The organism is Pseudomonas sp. BF-R-26 (assembly GCF_019947395.1).
Taxonomy (GTDB): Bacteria; Pseudomonadota; Gammaproteobacteria; order Pseudomonadales; family Pseudomonadaceae; genus Aquipseudomonas; species Aquipseudomonas farris.
Genome location: NZ_JAGYGK010000003.1, coordinates 391,862 through 408,003, shown reverse-complemented (window position 1 = coordinate 408,003; position 16,142 = coordinate 391,862). Strand labels below are relative to the sequence as shown.

Here is a 16,142-nt window from a genome sequence, read left to right as displayed (position 1 = left end):
GCCCTTATCAGCGCCGTGAAGATGACGTCGAGCCCACGCGTTCGCCTTCGCTCATCCGCGACCCGGGCGCCAGTAAATCCTGATATTGCCGTCCGTGGCCTGCCGGTAAATCGTGTACGGCAAGGCAACCGTGTCCAGTGCACCAGACAAGGTCAGATCCAGTAATACGAATGGCACCAGAATACCGGTGGGATCAGGCGGCGCATGCAGGAGGCAGAAGTCGTGGGCCAGACCGCTATAGATGCGAGGGATGGACTGGCAGTAGGTTTTTTGCTTTCTGAGGCCACGGGCGGCCTCCTCGTCATCCTGCAACACCGTGACCGCAGTCCCGCAACCAGATAGCGCCAGTGAGAAAGTGCTCAGCAACACAGCCATTTTTATCGTCAAAATCTGCCCTCCGAGAACGTCAGGCAAACTAGCATCGTGGCTATTCAGGGCACAGTTCACGGGGTCTGGAGATCATGTAGGACGATTCATAAGAACTTGTCCTCTAGATCTCGGAAGACTGATCTGGCCCCATCGCGGGCAAGCCCGCTCCCACAGTGATCGCACCGCACACAAAGCCTGTGCACACCACTGAACCTGTGGGAGCGGGCTTGCCCGCGACAGGGTCGAAGACCCGATTCAGGCAGTGCTAGAGATATCTTTGGGCAAACGCTGATCGATCACATGATACAGCGCACTGCTCTCAGGCCAATTGCGCATGAATCGCGCCCGATCCCGCGCATACGCCGGAGCAAAGCTACTGACCGAGCCATGCTGACACATCGAATCCAGATCGATCAGCGCCCAGCGATCCTGCTGCCAGAACAGGTTATGGCCCTTGAAATCGCCATGACTGATCCGCTCGCGAATCAGCTCGGCGAACAGGTGATCCAGAGCCTGCAACTCGGCTTCCGGCGCTTCGCCGCTTTCCACGTATGGCGCAAACCGCTCGATGATGTCTGGCCCCGGCAAATACTCGGTCACCAGGTACGCCCGGCTGCGCAGCCAGAGAAAACGCTTCTCCAGTAACGCCAACGGCTTGGGGGTGGCGATGTCCAGGAACGCCAGGCGATTGCCTTCTCGCCATGAGTGCCAGGCGCGGCTCGGGCGCCAGAAACGTTTGAGCCAGTGGGCAAAGCCTTTGATGTTGTAGCGTTTGACCACCAATGTGCGCCCAGCCACCTCGACCTTGCCGACGCTCGCCGCGCCGCCGGTCTTGTACAGATGGCCTTGATCGAGCAAGGCGTCGGCCTGCTCCAGCACCGGCAACATCGCCGCCTCTTCCTCACGGCGAATCGCCCGCAAGCCGAACGCTCCGCGCTGGACGCTGAATAGCGTGCATTCGCGGCCGACCTTGATCAGGAAATCCTTCAAGCGCCAGCGACGGACCTTGTCGATCTGTTTCTGCAACGCTTCCATGGGCAAGGCATGCTCGCCGTTTCCCAGCAGGTAATACACCAGCAATTCTTCGGTGAAGGGTTCCAGCGATTTTGGCAACTGGGCGAAAAACACCCCGAGGTTTTCCAGGACTTTGTGCTGTGACAGTGGCTTGCCAGCCGTCTCGGCACAGATCCCGGCACCATCGATCAAATACAACTGACCGCCATGGCGCAACAGGTTGTCCAGGTGCAAGTCTTCCTGCCACAGGCCTTTGCTGTGCAATTGCCCAATGGCGCCCAAGGCCTCGGCCAGCACCGCTGATTGCTCATCCGCCAGCACCGGCAAGTGTTCAACCTGTTTCCAGGCGTCTCCCAGGCTCTCGGCGCCTTCAAGGAAATCGAACAACAACCAGCCGCCTTCACCGTCCTTCAGGCCATCAGCCAATAACAACGGCGTGGTCAGCCCCTGAGCGGCGAGCAAACGCACGCCGTCCAGTTCACGCTTAAAGTGCCGCGCCGCTTTACCGCCGACCAGCAATTTGGCCAACACCGGCCGGCCGCGCCAGACGCCGGCGCCCACATAACGCTGCCCTGGCAACACCCGCAGCAGGCTCAGCAACTGCAGCTCCGCAGGCCCCGCGGCATCGGCCAGTGGAATGCTCAGCGGCAGGTTTGGGCTGCGGCCGGCGTGTTTCAGTTCGGACAAACGCATCAACGCGCCTCCTTGTGACTGCGTCGCGCACTCAGGCGCGATACCCAACTGTCCACCAGCGAACTGTTCAATGGCTGATCCAGATAAATCGCCAACAACTCGCGCAGCTGACTTTCGCTCCATTCCGGTGCCCGACGCAGCAACGGGTCCAGATCCTTGACCCGATCACGCTGACCAAAAAACAGCGGGCGAGTTTTTTCCAGATCGATCAACCGAGCCTGATAACTGTCACCGGTGGCCTGGAGAAAAATGTGCTTGGGATAGAAGCAACCGTGGAGTTGATGCACCTCGTGCAGGCGTCGCGCCAGCTGCCCACAGGCTTTCAGAATCGCCGAGTGTTGCACAGCGCTCAGGTCGGACCAGCGCTGCAACAGCGAATCCAGGTCATCCCAACCGTCCAGCGCGCGGGTCAGCAGAATCGCCCGGACTTCGCCGTCGACTTTGCGCTCACCGAAAAATGCCGCCTGCAGCGCCGGTATACCCAGCTTCTGATAACGCCTGATGTTGCGAAACTCACGGGCAAAACTCGGCTCGCCAAAGGGCGAATGCAATGTGCGTGTCAGGTAGTTGCTCTGGCGTTTGAGGTAATAGCTATGACCTTCCAGTTCCAGCCGAAACACACTGCTCCAGCCACCCCGACCGGTGTTGGGTTCGTCCACGGCTTCGAGCTGTTTGGCCCAGAGTGCGTCGAAGGTGCCGAGGCCATGACGTTCAAGCAGCGCACGGTCTTCAGCAGCCAGAAAATCAGTCATTCGCGGCCCTCGAAAAATCTCACCACGTGCCGAATCCGTTTCTTGTCGGCGGCATTGAGCCGGGTGCATTGGCGGTATTGCAGGTAAAAGCGCAGACGCTGGGTGGCCGACAGGTGATATTTGGCCACTTTGTCCAGACAAGCCAAGTCTTTGGTGATTCGGTATTTGAGCCAGAAGCCGCGCCAGAAATCACCGTTGGGGCAGTCGATCAAAAATAGCCGGGGCTCATCGTCGATCAGCAGGTTGCGCCACTTCAAATCGTTATGGGTAAAACGGTGGTCGTGCATGGTCCGGGTATAGCCCGCCAGCTGTCGACTGATGTTGTCGACCCAGGCGCGGTCCGCCAGCTTCGGATCATGCCGACCAGCCAAAGCCGACAAGTCTTCGGTATTGGGCAGCTCGCGCGTGATCATCGCCCCGCGATCGTATGCCGCGCCGCGCCGTTCCAGCCCCCAGGCCACTACTTCGGCGGTAGGAATGCCCCACTTGGCGAAACGCTTGAGGTTCTGCCATTCGGCTTTCACCCGCGGCTTGCCCAGGTAACGGCGCAGGCCTTTGCCGGCGCCGACGTAGCGCTTGACGTAATAGTTGACGCCATTGCGCTGGACGCGAATGACCTCGGACAGTGGATCGCGGGTCAGTCGCTCGCCCTCGAGCGCGAACACCGCGTCAAGACTGCCGAAATCTTCTGCCAGATCGCTGTAAGCAGGTTCCAGTGTCCAACCCGACATCAGAGCGCATCCCCGTATCGCTGCTTACGCTCGTAGAGCTTGTTGGCCTTGCCTTCGAGCCATGCCAACAGCCCCGCTTCTTCAGCCAGAATCTGGCGCAGGGGCTGTTGGAAGTACCCCTTGAGGAAACGCAGTTTGTCGCGACGGGTCAGGCCAATGTCGAGCGCCGAAAAATACAGCGCCGCCAGGTCCTTGTTGCGCCAGCGCTGGGTAATCGTCGGACGGGTCTGGGCACGGTGCAGATCGATCACCGACAGCTTGAAGTCGTCGACTGTCACCGGTTTGTCGGTGTGCAGCAGGAAGTGGCAGATGTAACAGTCGCGGTGGTTGACCCCGGCGCGGTGCATCATGCCGGTCATGCGCGCGACTTCGGCGATCAAGGCGCGCTTGAGTTTTGGCTCGGGCGGCTGCTTGACCCAGTCGATGCTGAAATCTTCGAGGCTGACGGTGGGCGCCAGCTCTTCAGTGACGATGAATGAATGCTGATCCGCCGGGTTGCTGCCCTTTTCGCCGTAAGCGACGGCGGTCATGGTCGGCACGCCGACTTCTTGCAGGCGCTGAATGGCCTTCCACTCCTGGCCCGCGCCAAGCACCGGCAGCTTGGCGGTCAGCAGGTTCTTGAAGATCTCGCCCCAGCCGATGCCACGGTGGATTTTCACGAAGAACCCGTGACCATCCACTTCGGTACGCAGTGTCCGGCGCGCTTCAAGCTCGCGGTACACCTCGCCCTCGAGGCCCTCGACTTCGGCGAACGGGTCGCGTCCGGCCCAGAGGCTCTTGAACGGTTCAGCCAGCATCAACTTCATTAAGCGTGCTCCGCCAGAATCACATCGGCCGCGTGCTGCGGCATGCTGTAGAGGTCGGCCGTCTCGGCGAAAGCCAGACCGTTGCGGCTCCAGGCCGCCCGTGCATTTGCGTCGTTCAACATGCCGGTCAGGTACTGCGTCAGTTGCGCCTGATCGAAGGGTTCGTCCAGCACCAGACCGGCGTCGGCCTCGGCGATGTAATGGGCATAGCCGCACACCGCGCTCACCAGCACTGGCAAGCCGGCTACCACGGCTTCAAGCAGCACCGTCCCGGTATTTTCGTTATACGCCGGGTGGATCAACAGATCGGCACCGAGCAGGAAACGCGGGATATCGCTGCGGCCCTTGAGGAACTGCACGTTGTCGCCGAGCCCCAATGTGGCGCTCTGCAACTGGAATACTTTGGGGTCGTCCTGGCCAATTACAAACAGCCGGGTGCGCTTTTTCAGTTCGGCGGGCAAGGCAGCCAGTGCCTTGAGGCTGCGGTCCACGCCCTTGGTCTTGAACCCGGAGCCGATCTGCACCAGCAGCAGTTCATCATCTTTCAGGTTGAATTCGCGACGAAACTCGGCACGGATCTGGGCGGCATTGGCCGGCGCGCGACGGTCCTGAGAGATACCCGGCGGCAGTAAATGGAAGCGCGCAAGCGGCGTGTCGTAATGCTTGATGAACAGCGGCTGCTGCACTTCGGAAATCATCAGCACTTCGGTCTTGGCATCCTTGCCAAACACCGCGCGCTCGTACTCGGCGAAGTGCCGGTAGCGGCCCCAACGACGGTACAGCGAGTTGCGCAGGTTTTGCGCCTTGTCTTCGAAGCAGCCGTCGGCGGCGTAGTAAACGTCCAGGCCCGGCATCTTGTTGAAACCGATCAGGCGATCCACCGGACGCTTGGCCAGATCGGCCTCCATCCACTCGGTGAGCTTCTCGTTGCGCCGATGATTGAAGAACGCCTTGACCGGTGCCACCAGCACTTCGAAACCCGGTGGAACGTCGCCTTCCCAGATCAGTGTGTAGACGCGAATCTGATGGCCGCGCTGCTGACACTCCAGGGCGATGCGCATGAAGTCGCGCTGCAAGCCCCCGAATGGAAAGTACTTGTACAGGACAAATGCCAATTGCATCAGCGCAGCTCCTCAGCCAGTAACAACGTGCTCAGTCGGCTCGCGACACGCTCGGGATTCAGACGCGTGAAGCACAGGGGCCACTCGCGTTTCAGGTCGAACCGACGGGCATCGTCGGCCGTCGGTTGATAAGTGCATTTCTTTTGCAGGCACGGCGCGCAGGGAAAGTCGCTGGCCATGTGAATCTGCGACTTGCCGTACGCACCGGTCAGGCCCGGGTTGGTCGGGCCGAACAGCGACAGGGTCGGCACGTCCAGCGCCGCAGCGAGGTGACCGAGACCGGTGTCCACCGCTACGCAGGCTTGCGCCCCGGCCAGAACTTTACCGACACCTGCCAGGTTCAGCTTGGGCAGCACTTCGACGTGTCGCATGTCTTTGGCGATGCGCTCGGCGCGGGCCTTTTCGATCGGATTACCCCACGGCAGCTTCACCGCCACGCCGAGGTAACCCACCCGCTCGGCCAACTCGCGCCAATAGGCTTCGGGCCAATGCTTGGTGTCCCAGGTGGTGCCATGGAGAAACACCACGTACGGATTCTTGCGCGGCAACTCCACCAATCGCTCGACGTTCAGGCCATAGTCGCCCAGGCCTTTGGGCAGGTCATAACCCAGGGCCACTGCGAACAGCTGACGCACGCGCTCTACCGCGTGCTGCCCACGGGCCACGGCCAGACGTCGGGAATAGAAACGCGCGGCGATCGGTTCGCGGGCCGAGTTCTTGTCCAGCCCGGCCACCGGGGCTTTGGCGTAGCGAGTCAGCAACGCGCTTTTCAGCAGGCCCTGGGCATCGATCACCAAGTCGTATTTTGTCGCGCGAATGCTTTGCTTAAAGCGCTTCCACTCGCCACTCTTGATGGTCTGCCAGATGTTCTTGCGCCAGCGACGGATCGCCACCGGAATCACCTTGCCCACGGCCGGGTGCCAGGTCGGAATCTCGGCGAAACCTTCTTCCACCACCCAGTCGAACGTGATGCCGGGGATCGCCCGCGCCGCGTCGGTCAACGCTGGCAACGCGTGAATCACGTCGCCCAGCGAAGAAGTCTTGATCAACAGTACCCGCAAACTATTTGACCTCGACCACAGTGCCCAGCAACCGCTGCAAGGCTTCGTTCACCGCTTTCGGCATGAGCTGGCGCAAGCAATTGTAATGACCGAAACGGCAGGTGCGATCGAAGCACGGACTGCATTCGATGCCCAGGCGCACGATTTCGACATGCTCGGCCAATGGTGGTGTGAAACCCGGCGACGTCGAGCCGTATACCGCCACCAATGGGCGGTTCAGCGCGGCAGCCACGTGCATCAGGCCGGAGTCGTTGGAGACTACCGCGTCAGCGCAGGACAGCAGATCGATGGCCTCGGCCAGGGACGTGTCGCCACTGAGGTTCACCGACTCTTCACGCAGGCCGGGAATCAGCCGCGCGCGAATGTCTTCGCCCACCGCGTGATCGTTTTTCGAGCCGAACAGCCAGACCTGCCAGCCTTCACGGATCTTCGCTTCGGCGACCTTCGCGTAGTGCTCGGACGGCCAGCGCTTGGACTCGCCGAACTCGGCGCCGGGGCACAACGCCAACACCGGACGGTCGAGGGCCAGACTGAATTTGGCCAGTGCGCCGTCGCGGGTCACCGGGTCGATCTGCAGGCTCGGTCGTGGATACGGCTTCGGCAGCTCGGCGCCAGCCTCAAAGGCCAGGGCCATGAAGCGCTCGATCATCAGCGGGTAACGTTCTTTGTCGAGCGTGCGCACATCATTGAGCAGGCCGTAGCGGAATTCGCCACGCCAGCCGGTGCGTTTCGGGATACCGGCAAAAAACGGTACCAGTGCCGACTTCAGGGAATTGGGCAGCAGAATGGCTTGGTCATACTGGCCGGCCAGGGATTTACCGATGCGCCGACGCGTCGCCAGCTCCAGCACGCCGTGACCGAGCGGGAAGCTCAAGGCCTGGCGCACTTCGGGCATGCGCTCGAGAATCGGCCGGCTCCACTCGGGGGCCAGCACGTCGATTTCGCACTGCGGGTGGCGCTGCTTGAGACACTGAAAAAGTGTCTGCGCCATCACCATGTCACCGACCCAACTGGGCCCAACGATCAGAATTTTCATGTGGTTTCCATAAACGAGCCGGGGAGGCATACGCCTCCCCGCCTCGAGAATCCAGCACCTTCGGGGTGAACCGTCAGGTCATTTGGACGAGCCGATTGGGGCTCGTCGGATCAATTTTGTGCACATCCATGCGATACAGCTTAGCTGCCTCAATCTACCAAACACCGCAGATCCAGTGTGGGAGCGACCTGTGGCAAGGGGGCTTGCCCCCGTTGGGTTGCGAAGCAGCCCCAAAAATCTCTGATATGCCAAAGATCTTGTGAGTGCTACGCACTCAAACGGGGGCAAGCCCCCTCACCACAAGCCCGCTCCCACATTGGGTACCAGGTGTTGCAAACATCCCGTCTCAGCTTAACCCCAGCTCGCGCCAGATCCGCATTACCTGCCGTCGTTCATCCACGAACTGGTCGCCCGGTATCACCCCGGCGTCCTTCTGCAAGGCCTCCCGGTGAGCGGCGGAGCGGTAGGCCTTATAGGCTTCACGCAACAGGCTGGCATCTTCGGCGGGCATCAGCCCGACCTCCTCCAACCCTTCCAGAATGCGGATATTGTCGGTATAGCGCAGCAATGACGGATGCGCTTCAGACCATGCCAGAGCCGCGTATTGCACCATAAATTCAATATCGACGATACCACCGGCATCCTGCTTGAGATCGAATGGCGCCGTGGCCTCGAAGGCATTTGCCGCCGTGCCCGCCGCCGTGCTCTTGCTGCCGAGGTTATCGCGCATCTTGGCGCGCATCTCGCTGACCTCCTGGCGCAAGGTCGGCAGGTCCCGTGGCTTGGCCAATACCGCCGCGCGCACCTTCTCGAATGCCTGGCCGACATCCTGACTGCCCACCAGCACCCGCGCCCGTACCAGCGCCTGGTGTTCCCAGGTCCAGGCTTCGTTTTCCTGATACCGGGCAAACGCCCCCAAAGAACTCACCAGCAGACCGGACGCACCGGAAGGCCGCAGACGCATGTCCACTTCATACAGCTGGCCGGAGTTGGTCTGCGCCGTCAGCAAATGAATGATGCGCTGCCCGAGCCGGGTAAAAAACTGTGCGCCATCGATAGGCTTCGGCCCGTCGGTTTCGGCCTGCGGATCGCCGTCGTGGATGAACACCAGATCCAGGTCCGAACTGTGCCCCAACTCCAGACCGCCGACTTTCCCGTAACCGACAATGATGAAACCAGGGTCGCACAAGCTGCCGTCGGTGCGCAGCGGCGTACCGTACTTGGCCACGGTCTGGCGCCAGGCCAGGGCCAGCACTTGTTCAAGGATCGCTTCGGCAAGCCAGGTCAGGTAATCACTGACCTTCATCAAGGGCAGGCTGCCAGCGATTTCCGAGGCGGCGACGCGCAAGCGGTGCGCCAGTTTGAAATGCCGCAGGGCTTCCATTTGTTGCTCGAGGTCGTCTTCGGGAATCCGCGTCAAACGCTCGCGCAACTCGGCGGCCAATTCCGGCGCCAGCGGTGGCTTGAACAGCCGGCCTTCGTTGAGCAACTCATCGAGCAGCAGCGGGAAGCGCGTGATCTGTTCGGCAATCCATGGGCTCGCGGCGCACAGCGTCAACAAGCGGCGCAAGGCGCCGGGGTTCTCGGTCAACAACACCAGATAGGCGGAACGACGCGCCACGGCCTCCACCAGCGGCAGCACCCGCTCCAACACCAGATCGGGATTGGCATGCTCCACAGCCTGAGCCAGCAAGCGCGGAATAAAAGCATCGAGGCGTTCACGCCCCAGGCGCTGCATGGCGCGCAATTGCGGACTGCCGCGCAGACTGGCCAAGGCTTTCAGCGCCTTGGAAGCGTCGGCGAAACCCCCCTCTTCCAGTTGACGGCAGGCGGCCTCCTCGTCCTGAGCCTCTTCCCACAGCGGCAACCATTCGCCGCCGACCACCACTTCACTCTCGGTGCCGGCCTCTTCATCGGGATCGGCGATCACCTGAGCAAAGTGCCAGGCCACCCGGCCACGCCAGTACATCAGCTGTTCGTGGAAAGCTGTCCAGTTGGCAAATCCGAGCATAAAGGCAATGCGCGCCTGATCCTGTTCACCATCCGGCAGCATCTGGGTCTGGCGGTCGGCAATCGCCTGGATCGCGTGTTCGGTGTAACGCAGAAATTCGTAGGCTTCGCGCAACTCGCTGACCACCGCCGCCGGCAGGTAACCCTGACCTTCGAGGGTGCTCAGTACTTTTAATAGAGGACGCTGCTGCAGGCTCAGGTCGCGGCCACCGTGAATCAGCTGGAAGGCCTGGGCGATAAATTCGACTTCACGAATGCCGCCGGAACCCAGCTTGATGTTGTCGGCCATGCCCTTGCGCCGGACTTCCTGCTGGATCAGCTGCTTCATGGTGCGCAGCGCTTCGATGGCCGAGAAGTCCAGGTAACGCCGGTAAACGAACGGGCGCAGCATCTCTTGCAGTTGCGCGCCCGCCACTTGATCGCCGGCCACCACGCGCGACTTGATCATCGCGTAGCGTTCCCAGTCGCGGCCCTGATCCTGGTAATACTGCTCCAGTGCATTGAAGCTCAGCACCAGCGCGCCGGACGAACCATACGGCCGCAAGCGCATGTCGACGCGGAACACGAAACCGTCGACGGTCATCGGGTCCAGCGCCTTGATCAGCCGCTGGCCGAGGCGAATGAAAAATTCCTGGTTATCCAGCGACCGCTTCACACCGACGGTTTCGCCGCCCTCGGGGTAGGCGAAGATCAAGTCGATGTCCGACGACAGATTCAGCTCCACGGCGCCGAGCTTGCCCATGCCGAGGATGACCATCTGCTGCGGCTCGCCGCTACGTCGCCCGGTGGGCGTGCCGAACTGCTGGCAATGGCGCTGATACAACCACTGATAGGCCTGATCGATGCTGGCATCGGCCATGTCCGAGAGGTCGCGACAGCTCTGGATCAGATCGGCCTGGCGAGTCAGGTCGCGCCAGATAATCCGCACTTGCTGGCGTGCGCGCTGGCGACGCAAGGCGCGACCAAGCTGGTCGTCGGTTTCGGCGGTGCTCACCGCCGTCGCAATCTGTGCGCACAACTCGCCCGGCGCAAAGACGCGATCCAGTTCGCCGGACTGCACCAGCTCCAGCAACATCAAAGGGTCACGCACACTCTGTTCAATGACAAAGTCGCTGGCCGCGGTGACGCGGGCAAATTGGGCCCAGCGCTCAGGCGTCCAGACAGACAGGCCATGATCATCGGCAAGCGCCGCGACAGCCGTACGGAACGACTGCTCGGCACGGGTGACAAATGGCAGGAGTACGCCGGGCAGTTCGGCAAGCGAAGGGAGGCTCATGGTCTATCCTTGATCGGCGTGTGAAGGGCTGCATGTAGTGATTCGTGAAAATTCGCTACCTGACCGACTGTCGAACAAAGGTTAGAAATAGCTGAAATTTGTTTATTTTTGGCAGCGATCATCAAGCCTTCACCTTTTTTGGTTGGCAAAAGACCAACCTTAACGATTATTCTCACAACGCAGCCGGAGGCCACAAGCCAATCTTCTGTAGTTTTACTACTCGTCTATACATTCGAAAGGCTGAAATGCCCGATGATTTGTAGTAAAACTACACGCCGCCGGAACATACCTCTCGGCAATCCAAGAATTTATATCGTCTGCCCACAAGGCCAGTCGCAAACTCAGGCAACCGATTCTGGAAGCCTTTCCGCCCTGGAGCAAGCCATGCAAGACCTCGATCCCGTCGAAACCCAGGAATGGCTGGACGCCCTGGAATCGGTTCTCGACAAAGAAGGCGAAGACCGTGCTCACTATCTGATGACCCGTATGGGCGAACTCGCGACCCGTAGCGGCTCGCAGCTCCCTTACGCCATCACCACGCCTTACCGCAACACGATCCCCGTTACCCACGAAGCACGCATGCCTGGCGACCTGTTCATGGAACGCCGCATTCGCTCGTTGGTACGCTGGAACGCGATGGCCATGGTAATGCGTACGAACCTGAAAGATTCTGACCTGGGTGGTCACATCTCCAGCTTCGCTTCCAGTGCGACCCTGTATGACATCGGCTTCAACTACTTCTTCCAGGCCCCGACCGACGAGCACGGCGGCGACCTGATCTACTTCCAGGGCCACACCTCGCCAGGCGTTTACGCCCGCGCGTTCATGGAAGGCCGCATCACCGAAGACCAGATGAACAACTTCCGCCAGGAAGTGGACGGTCAGGGCCTGTCGTCCTATCCGCACCCATGGCTGATGCCTGACTTCTGGCAGTTCCCGACTGTATCCATGGGTCTGGGCCCGATCCAGGCGATCTACCAGGCACGCTTCATGAAGTACCTGGAAGCCCGTGGTTTCATCCCGGAAGGCAAGCAAAAAGTCTGGTGTTTCCTGGGCGACGGCGAGTGCGACGAACCGGAATCCCTGGGCGCCATCTCGCTGGCTGGCCGCGAGAAGCTCGACAACCTGATCTTCGTCATTAACTGCAACCTGCAGCGCCTTGATGGCCCGGTTCGCGGCAACGGCAAGATCATCCAGGAACTCGAAGGCGTGTTCCGCGGTGCTCAGTGGAACGTGACCAAAGTCATCTGGGGCCGTTTTTGGGACCCACTGCTGGCCAAAGACGTCGACGGTATCCTGCAACGTCGCATGGACGAAGTCATCGACGGCGAGTACCAGAACTACAAAGCCAAAGACGGCGCGTTCGTGCGTGAACACTTCTTCAACTCGCCAGAACTCAAGGCGATGGTTGCAGACTTGTCCGACGACGAGATCTGGAAACTCAACCGTGGCGGCCACGACCCTTACAAGGTCTACGCGGCGTACCACGAAGCGGTCAACCACAAAGAACAACCGACCGTCATCCTGGCCAAGACCATCAAAGGTTATGGCACCGGTGCCGGCGAAGCGAAAAACACTGCGCACAACACCAAGAAAGTCGATGTCGACAGCCTGAAGTTGTTCCGTGATCGCTTCGACATTCCGGTCAAAGACGAAGAGCTGGAAAACCTGCCGTTCTTCAAGCCGGAACCAAACAGCGCCGAAGCCCGCTACCTGAGTGAGCGCCGCACTGCACTGGGCGGTTTCGTGCCACAGCGCCGCGCTCAAAGCTTCAGCGTGCCGACCCCGTCCCTCGATACCCTCAAGGCCATTCTGGATGGTTCGGGCGACCGTGAAATCTCCACCACCATGGCCTTCGTGCGGATCCTCGCGCAACTGGTCAAGGACAAGGAAATCGGTCCACGCATCGTTCCGATCATCCCGGACGAAGCCCGTACCTTCGGTATGGAAGGCATGTTCCGTCAGTTGGGCATCTACTCCTCCGTCGGCCAGCTCTACGAGCCAGTCGATAAAGACCAGGTGATGTTCTACAAAGAAGACAAGAAGGGCCAGATCCTCGAAGAAGGCATCAACGAAGCGGGCGCCATGAGCTCCTTCATCGCTGCCGGTACTTCGTACTCCAGCCACAATCAGCCAATGCTGCCGTTCTACATCTTCTACTCGATGTTCGGCTTCCAGCGTATCGGCGACCTGGCCTGGGCCGCTGGCGACAGCCGCACCCGTGGTTTCCTGATCGGCGGCACCGCCGGCCGGACCACGCTGAACGGCGAAGGCCTGCAACACGAAGACGGTCACAGCCACATCCTGGCTGCCACCATCCCGAACTGCCGCACCTTTGATCCAACCTACGGCTACGAGCTGGCGGTGATCATTCAGGACGGCATGAAGAAGATGACCGAAGAGCAGCAGGACGTTTTCTACTACATCACCGTGATGAACGAGTCCTACCAGCAACCAGCCATGCCGGCCGGTGTCGAGGAAGGCATCATCAAGGGCATGTACCTGCTCGAGGAAGACACCCGCGAAGCGGCGCACCACGTTCAGCTGATGGGCTCCGGCACCATCCTGCGTGAAGTCCGTGAAGCGGCGAAGATCCTGCGTGAACAGTTCAACGTCGGCGCTGACGTGTGGAGCGTTACCAGCTTCAACGAACTGCGTCGCGATGGCCTGGCCGTCGAGCGCAGCAACCGTCTGCACCCGGGCCAGAAGCCTAAACTGAGCTACGTCGAAGAGTGCCTGAACGGCCGTAAGGGTCCGGTCATCGCGTCTACCGACTACATGAAGCTGTTCGCTGAGCAAATTCGTCAGTGGGTCCCGTCCAAGGAATTCAAAGTCCTGGGCACCGATGGTTTCGGCCGCAGTGACAGCCGCAAGAAGCTGCGTCACTTCTTCGAAGTCGATCGTCATTTCGTGGTGTTGGCAGCCCTGGAAGCTTTGGCTGACCGTGGCGATATCGAACCTAAAGTGGTGGCTGAAGCCATCGCCAAGTTCGGTATCAACCCGGAAAAACGCAACCCACTGGACTGCTGAGGAGACACTCTGTGAGCGAACTCATTCGCGTACCTGACATCGGCAGCGGTGAAGGTGAAGTAATTGAACTGTTTGTGAAGGTCGGCGACCGTATCGAAGCCGACCAGAGCATCCTGACACTTGAGTCGGACAAGGCGAGCATGGAAGTGCCTGCGCCGAAGGCCGGTATCATCAAGAGCCTGAAAGTGAAGCTGGGCGATCGTCTGAAAGAAGGCGACGAACTGCTGGAGCTGGAAGTCGAAGGTGTCGCTGCGGCTGCCCCTGCGGCTGCCGCTGCGCCGGCTGCCAAGGCTGAAGCTGCGCCCGCTGCCGCGAAAGCGCCGGCTGCTCCAGCTGCCGCGCCTGCTGCTGCCAGCATTCAGCAAGTGCACGTGCCGGACATCGGTTCGTCGGGCAAGGCCCAGATCATCGAGATCCAGGTCAAGGTCGGCGACACCGTCGCGGCTGATCAGTCGCTGATCACCCTGGAATCCGACAAGGCGAGCATGGAAATCCCATCGCCTGCCGCTGGCGTGGTCAAGGCCATCAGCGTCAAGCTCAATGACGAAGTCGGCACCGGCGACCTGATTCTGGACCTGGAAGTGGCGGGTGCTGCTGCACCGGCCGCGGCCGCGCCAGCCCAGGCTGCTGCACCTGCTGCCGCTGCTCCAGCGCCAGCCGCTGCGGCTCCGGCGGCTCCGGTTGCCGACACCGTTCAGGACATTCACGTCCCGGACATCGGTTCTGCGGGCAAGGCCAAGATCATCGAAGTGCTGGTCAAGGCTGGCGATACCGTCACCGCCGACCAGTCGCTGATCACCCTGGAATCCGACAAGGCGAGCATGGAAATTCCATCGCCTGCCGCTGGCGTGGTGGAAAGCGTTTCCATCAAGCTGGATGACGAAGTCGGTACCGGCGACCTGATCCTGAAGCTGAAAGTCAAAGGCGCGGCACCTGCTGCAGCTCCGGCGCCAGCCGCTGCTGCACCTAGCGCTCCTGCTCCAGCCGCCGCAGCACCTGCTGCTCCGGCACCTGCCGCACCTGCTGCTGCACCGGCCAAACCGGGCGCCAAGGTTCACGCAGGTCCGGCGGTGCGCCAACTGGCCCGCGAATTCGGCGTCGAGCTGAGCGCGGTCAGCCCAAGTGGCCCACACGGTCGCGTGCTGAAAGAAGACGTGCAGGTTTACGTCAAAGCCATGATGCAGAAGGCCAAGGAAGCACCGGCCGCTGGCGGCGCAACCGGCGGCGCGGGCATCCCGCCGATTCCGGTCGTGGACTTCAGCCGCTTCGGTGAAACCGAAGAAGTGCCGATGACTCGCCTGATGCAAATCGGCGCGTCGAGCCTGCATCGCAGCTGGCTGAACATTCCTCACGTGACTCAGTTCGATTCGGCTGATATCACCGAGCTGGAAGCGTTCCGTATTGCTCAGAAAGCCGTTGCAGAGAAGGCCGGCGTCAAGCTGACCATCCTGCCGCTGCTGCTCAAATCCTGCGCGCACCTGCTCAAGGAACTGCCGGACTTCAACAGTTCGCTGGCGCCAAGCGGCAAGGCGATTATCCGCAAGAAGTACGTGAACATCGGCTTCGCGGTCGACACCCCTGAAGGCCTGCTGGTACCGGTCATCAAGAACGTCGACCAGAAGAGCCTGTTGCAACTGGCAGCCGAAGCCGCTGCGCTGGCTGCCAAAGCCCGCGACAAAAAGCTCACCGCTGACGACATGCAAGGCGCCTGCTTCACCATTTCCAGCCTCGGCCACATTGGCGGCACCGGCTTCACGCCGATCGTCAACGCGCCGGAAGTGGCGATCCTCGGTGTTTCCAAGGCAACCATCCAGCCAGTCTGGGACGGCAAAGCCTTCCAGCCGAAACTGATGCTGCCGCTGTCGCTGTCCTACGATCACCGTGTGATCAACGGCGCCGCTGCTGCACGCTTCACCAAGCGTCTGAGCGACCTGCTGGCGGACATCCGCACCATCCTGCTGTAACACCGGCCGGCCCTCCTTCACCGGAGGGCCAGTCGCGGTCCATGTTTTCCGAGCGCCACGCTCGTACCTCAACCCCGCCAATTTGGCGGGGCTTTTTTTGCCCTGAAGAAAGCCCTCCTCTGCACCTTATTCCTACATTCATGGCTTACGCCGCCTACAACTCGAGTCCACTTCCTCCCGATATTTTTTGCGAACCAATAACTAGTCTTAGTTAGGAGAATTTCCAATAGAAACTTCGACAACTTAATCTGCTTAGTTAGCATTACTTCGAATGGATTC

Annotated in this window: 11 protein-coding genes; 2 read left to right on the top strand and 9 right to left on the bottom strand. The window is 60.7% G+C overall.

Annotated features, from left to right (window positions below):
* Positions 1-51: 51 nt before the first annotated feature.
* The 9 genes from KGB18_RS06010 to glnE all read right to left on the bottom strand — a co-directional run bounded on the left by KGB18_RS06010 (position 52) and on the right by glnE (position 10,869).
* Positions 52-387 carry a YceK/YidQ family lipoprotein gene (locus KGB18_RS06010; protein ID WP_123721730.1) on the bottom strand — a complete coding sequence of 112 codons (336 nt, stop codon included), beginning with the start codon at positions 385-387 and terminating at the stop codon, positions 52-54.
* 237 nt (positions 388-624) lie between these two features.
* On the bottom strand, positions 625-2,076 hold the full coding sequence (locus KGB18_RS06005; RefSeq protein WP_223569526.1) for a lipopolysaccharide kinase InaA family protein: 1,452 nt from the start codon (positions 2,074-2,076) through the stop codon (positions 625-627).
* Complete coding sequence (locus KGB18_RS06000; RefSeq protein ID WP_123721529.1) at positions 2,076-2,828, bottom strand: lipopolysaccharide kinase InaA family protein; 753 nt, start codon at positions 2,826-2,828, stop codon at positions 2,076-2,078. Before KGB18_RS06000 ends, KGB18_RS06005 begins: the two co-directional genes overlap by 1 nt.
* Entirely contained in the window at positions 2,825-3,559 is a 735-nt protein-coding gene (locus KGB18_RS05995; RefSeq protein ID WP_123721530.1) for a lipopolysaccharide kinase InaA family protein, read from the bottom strand. Before KGB18_RS05995 ends, KGB18_RS06000 begins: the two co-directional genes overlap by 4 nt.
* Positions 3,559-4,365: a lipopolysaccharide core heptose(I) kinase RfaP gene (gene rfaP / locus KGB18_RS05990; RefSeq protein ID WP_123721531.1), complete on the bottom strand. Its 807-nt coding sequence runs from the start codon at positions 4,363-4,365 to the stop codon at positions 3,559-3,561. Before rfaP ends, KGB18_RS05995 begins: the two co-directional genes overlap by 1 nt.
* On the bottom strand, positions 4,365-5,486 hold the full coding sequence (locus KGB18_RS05985; RefSeq protein WP_123721532.1) for a glycosyltransferase family 4 protein: 1,122 nt from the start codon (positions 5,484-5,486) through the stop codon (positions 4,365-4,367). The genes rfaP and KGB18_RS05985 overlap by 1 nt, the downstream gene beginning before the upstream one ends.
* Complete coding sequence (gene waaC / locus KGB18_RS05980; RefSeq protein ID WP_123721533.1) at positions 5,486-6,547, bottom strand: lipopolysaccharide heptosyltransferase I; 1,062 nt, start codon at positions 6,545-6,547, stop codon at positions 5,486-5,488. Before waaC ends, KGB18_RS05985 begins: the two co-directional genes overlap by 1 nt.
* Before the next feature lies 1 nt (position 6,548).
* Complete coding sequence (gene waaF, locus KGB18_RS05975) at positions 6,549-7,583, bottom strand: lipopolysaccharide heptosyltransferase II (RefSeq protein WP_123721534.1); 1,035 nt, start codon at positions 7,581-7,583, stop codon at positions 6,549-6,551.
* Positions 7,584-7,929: 346 nt separating this feature from the next.
* The gene (gene glnE / locus KGB18_RS05970; RefSeq protein ID WP_123721535.1) at positions 7,930-10,869 is read right to left on the bottom strand and encodes a bifunctional [glutamate--ammonia ligase]-adenylyl-L-tyrosine phosphorylase/[glutamate--ammonia-ligase] adenylyltransferase; all 2,940 of its coding nucleotides are present in this window, start codon (positions 10,867-10,869) and stop codon (positions 7,930-7,932) included.
* 384 nt (positions 10,870-11,253) lie between these two features.
* On the opposite strand from glnE, the gene aceE reads away from it, so the two are divergent.
* Positions 11,254-13,899, top strand: a complete 2,646-nt coding sequence (gene aceE / locus KGB18_RS05965; RefSeq protein ID WP_123721536.1) for a pyruvate dehydrogenase (acetyl-transferring), homodimeric type — start codon at positions 11,254-11,256, stop codon at positions 13,897-13,899.
* A gap of 11 nt (positions 13,900-13,910) precedes the next feature.
* A complete protein-coding gene (aceF, locus tag KGB18_RS05960) occupies positions 13,911-15,863 on the top strand; it encodes a dihydrolipoyllysine-residue acetyltransferase (RefSeq protein ID WP_223569525.1) in 1,953 nt (650 codons plus the stop codon).
* Positions 15,864-16,142: the final 279 nt, after the last annotated feature.

What these genes read in the sequence shown, in the direction of transcription:
- KGB18_RS05995 (WP_123721530.1), bottom strand. Translation starts at nt 3,559, where the DNA reads ATGTCGGGTTGGACACTGGAACCTGCTTACAGCGATCTGGCAGAAGAT.
- KGB18_RS05985 (WP_123721532.1), bottom strand. Translation starts at nt 5,486, where the DNA reads ATGCAATTGGCATTTGTCCTGTACAAGTACTTTCCATTCGGGGGCTTG.
- glnE (WP_123721535.1), bottom strand. Translation starts at nt 10,869, where the DNA reads ATGAGCCTCCCTTCGCTTGCCGAACTGCCCGGCGTACTCCTGCCATTT.
- rfaP (WP_123721531.1), bottom strand. Translation starts at nt 4,365, where the DNA reads ATGAAGTTGATGCTGGCTGAACCGTTCAAGAGCCTCTGGGCCGGACGC.
- waaF (WP_123721534.1), bottom strand. Translation starts at nt 7,583, where the DNA reads ATGAAAATTCTGATCGTTGGGCCCAGTTGGGTCGGTGACATGGTGATG.
- KGB18_RS06000 (WP_123721529.1), bottom strand. Translation starts at nt 2,828, where the DNA reads ATGACTGATTTTCTGGCTGCTGAAGACCGTGCGCTGCTTGAACGTCAT.
- aceE (WP_123721536.1), top strand. Translation starts at nt 11,254, where the DNA reads ATGCAAGACCTCGATCCCGTCGAAACCCAGGAATGGCTGGACGCCCTG.
- KGB18_RS06005 (WP_223569526.1), bottom strand. Translation starts at nt 2,076, where the DNA reads ATGCGTTTGTCCGAACTGAAACACGCCGGCCGCAGCCCAAACCTGCCG.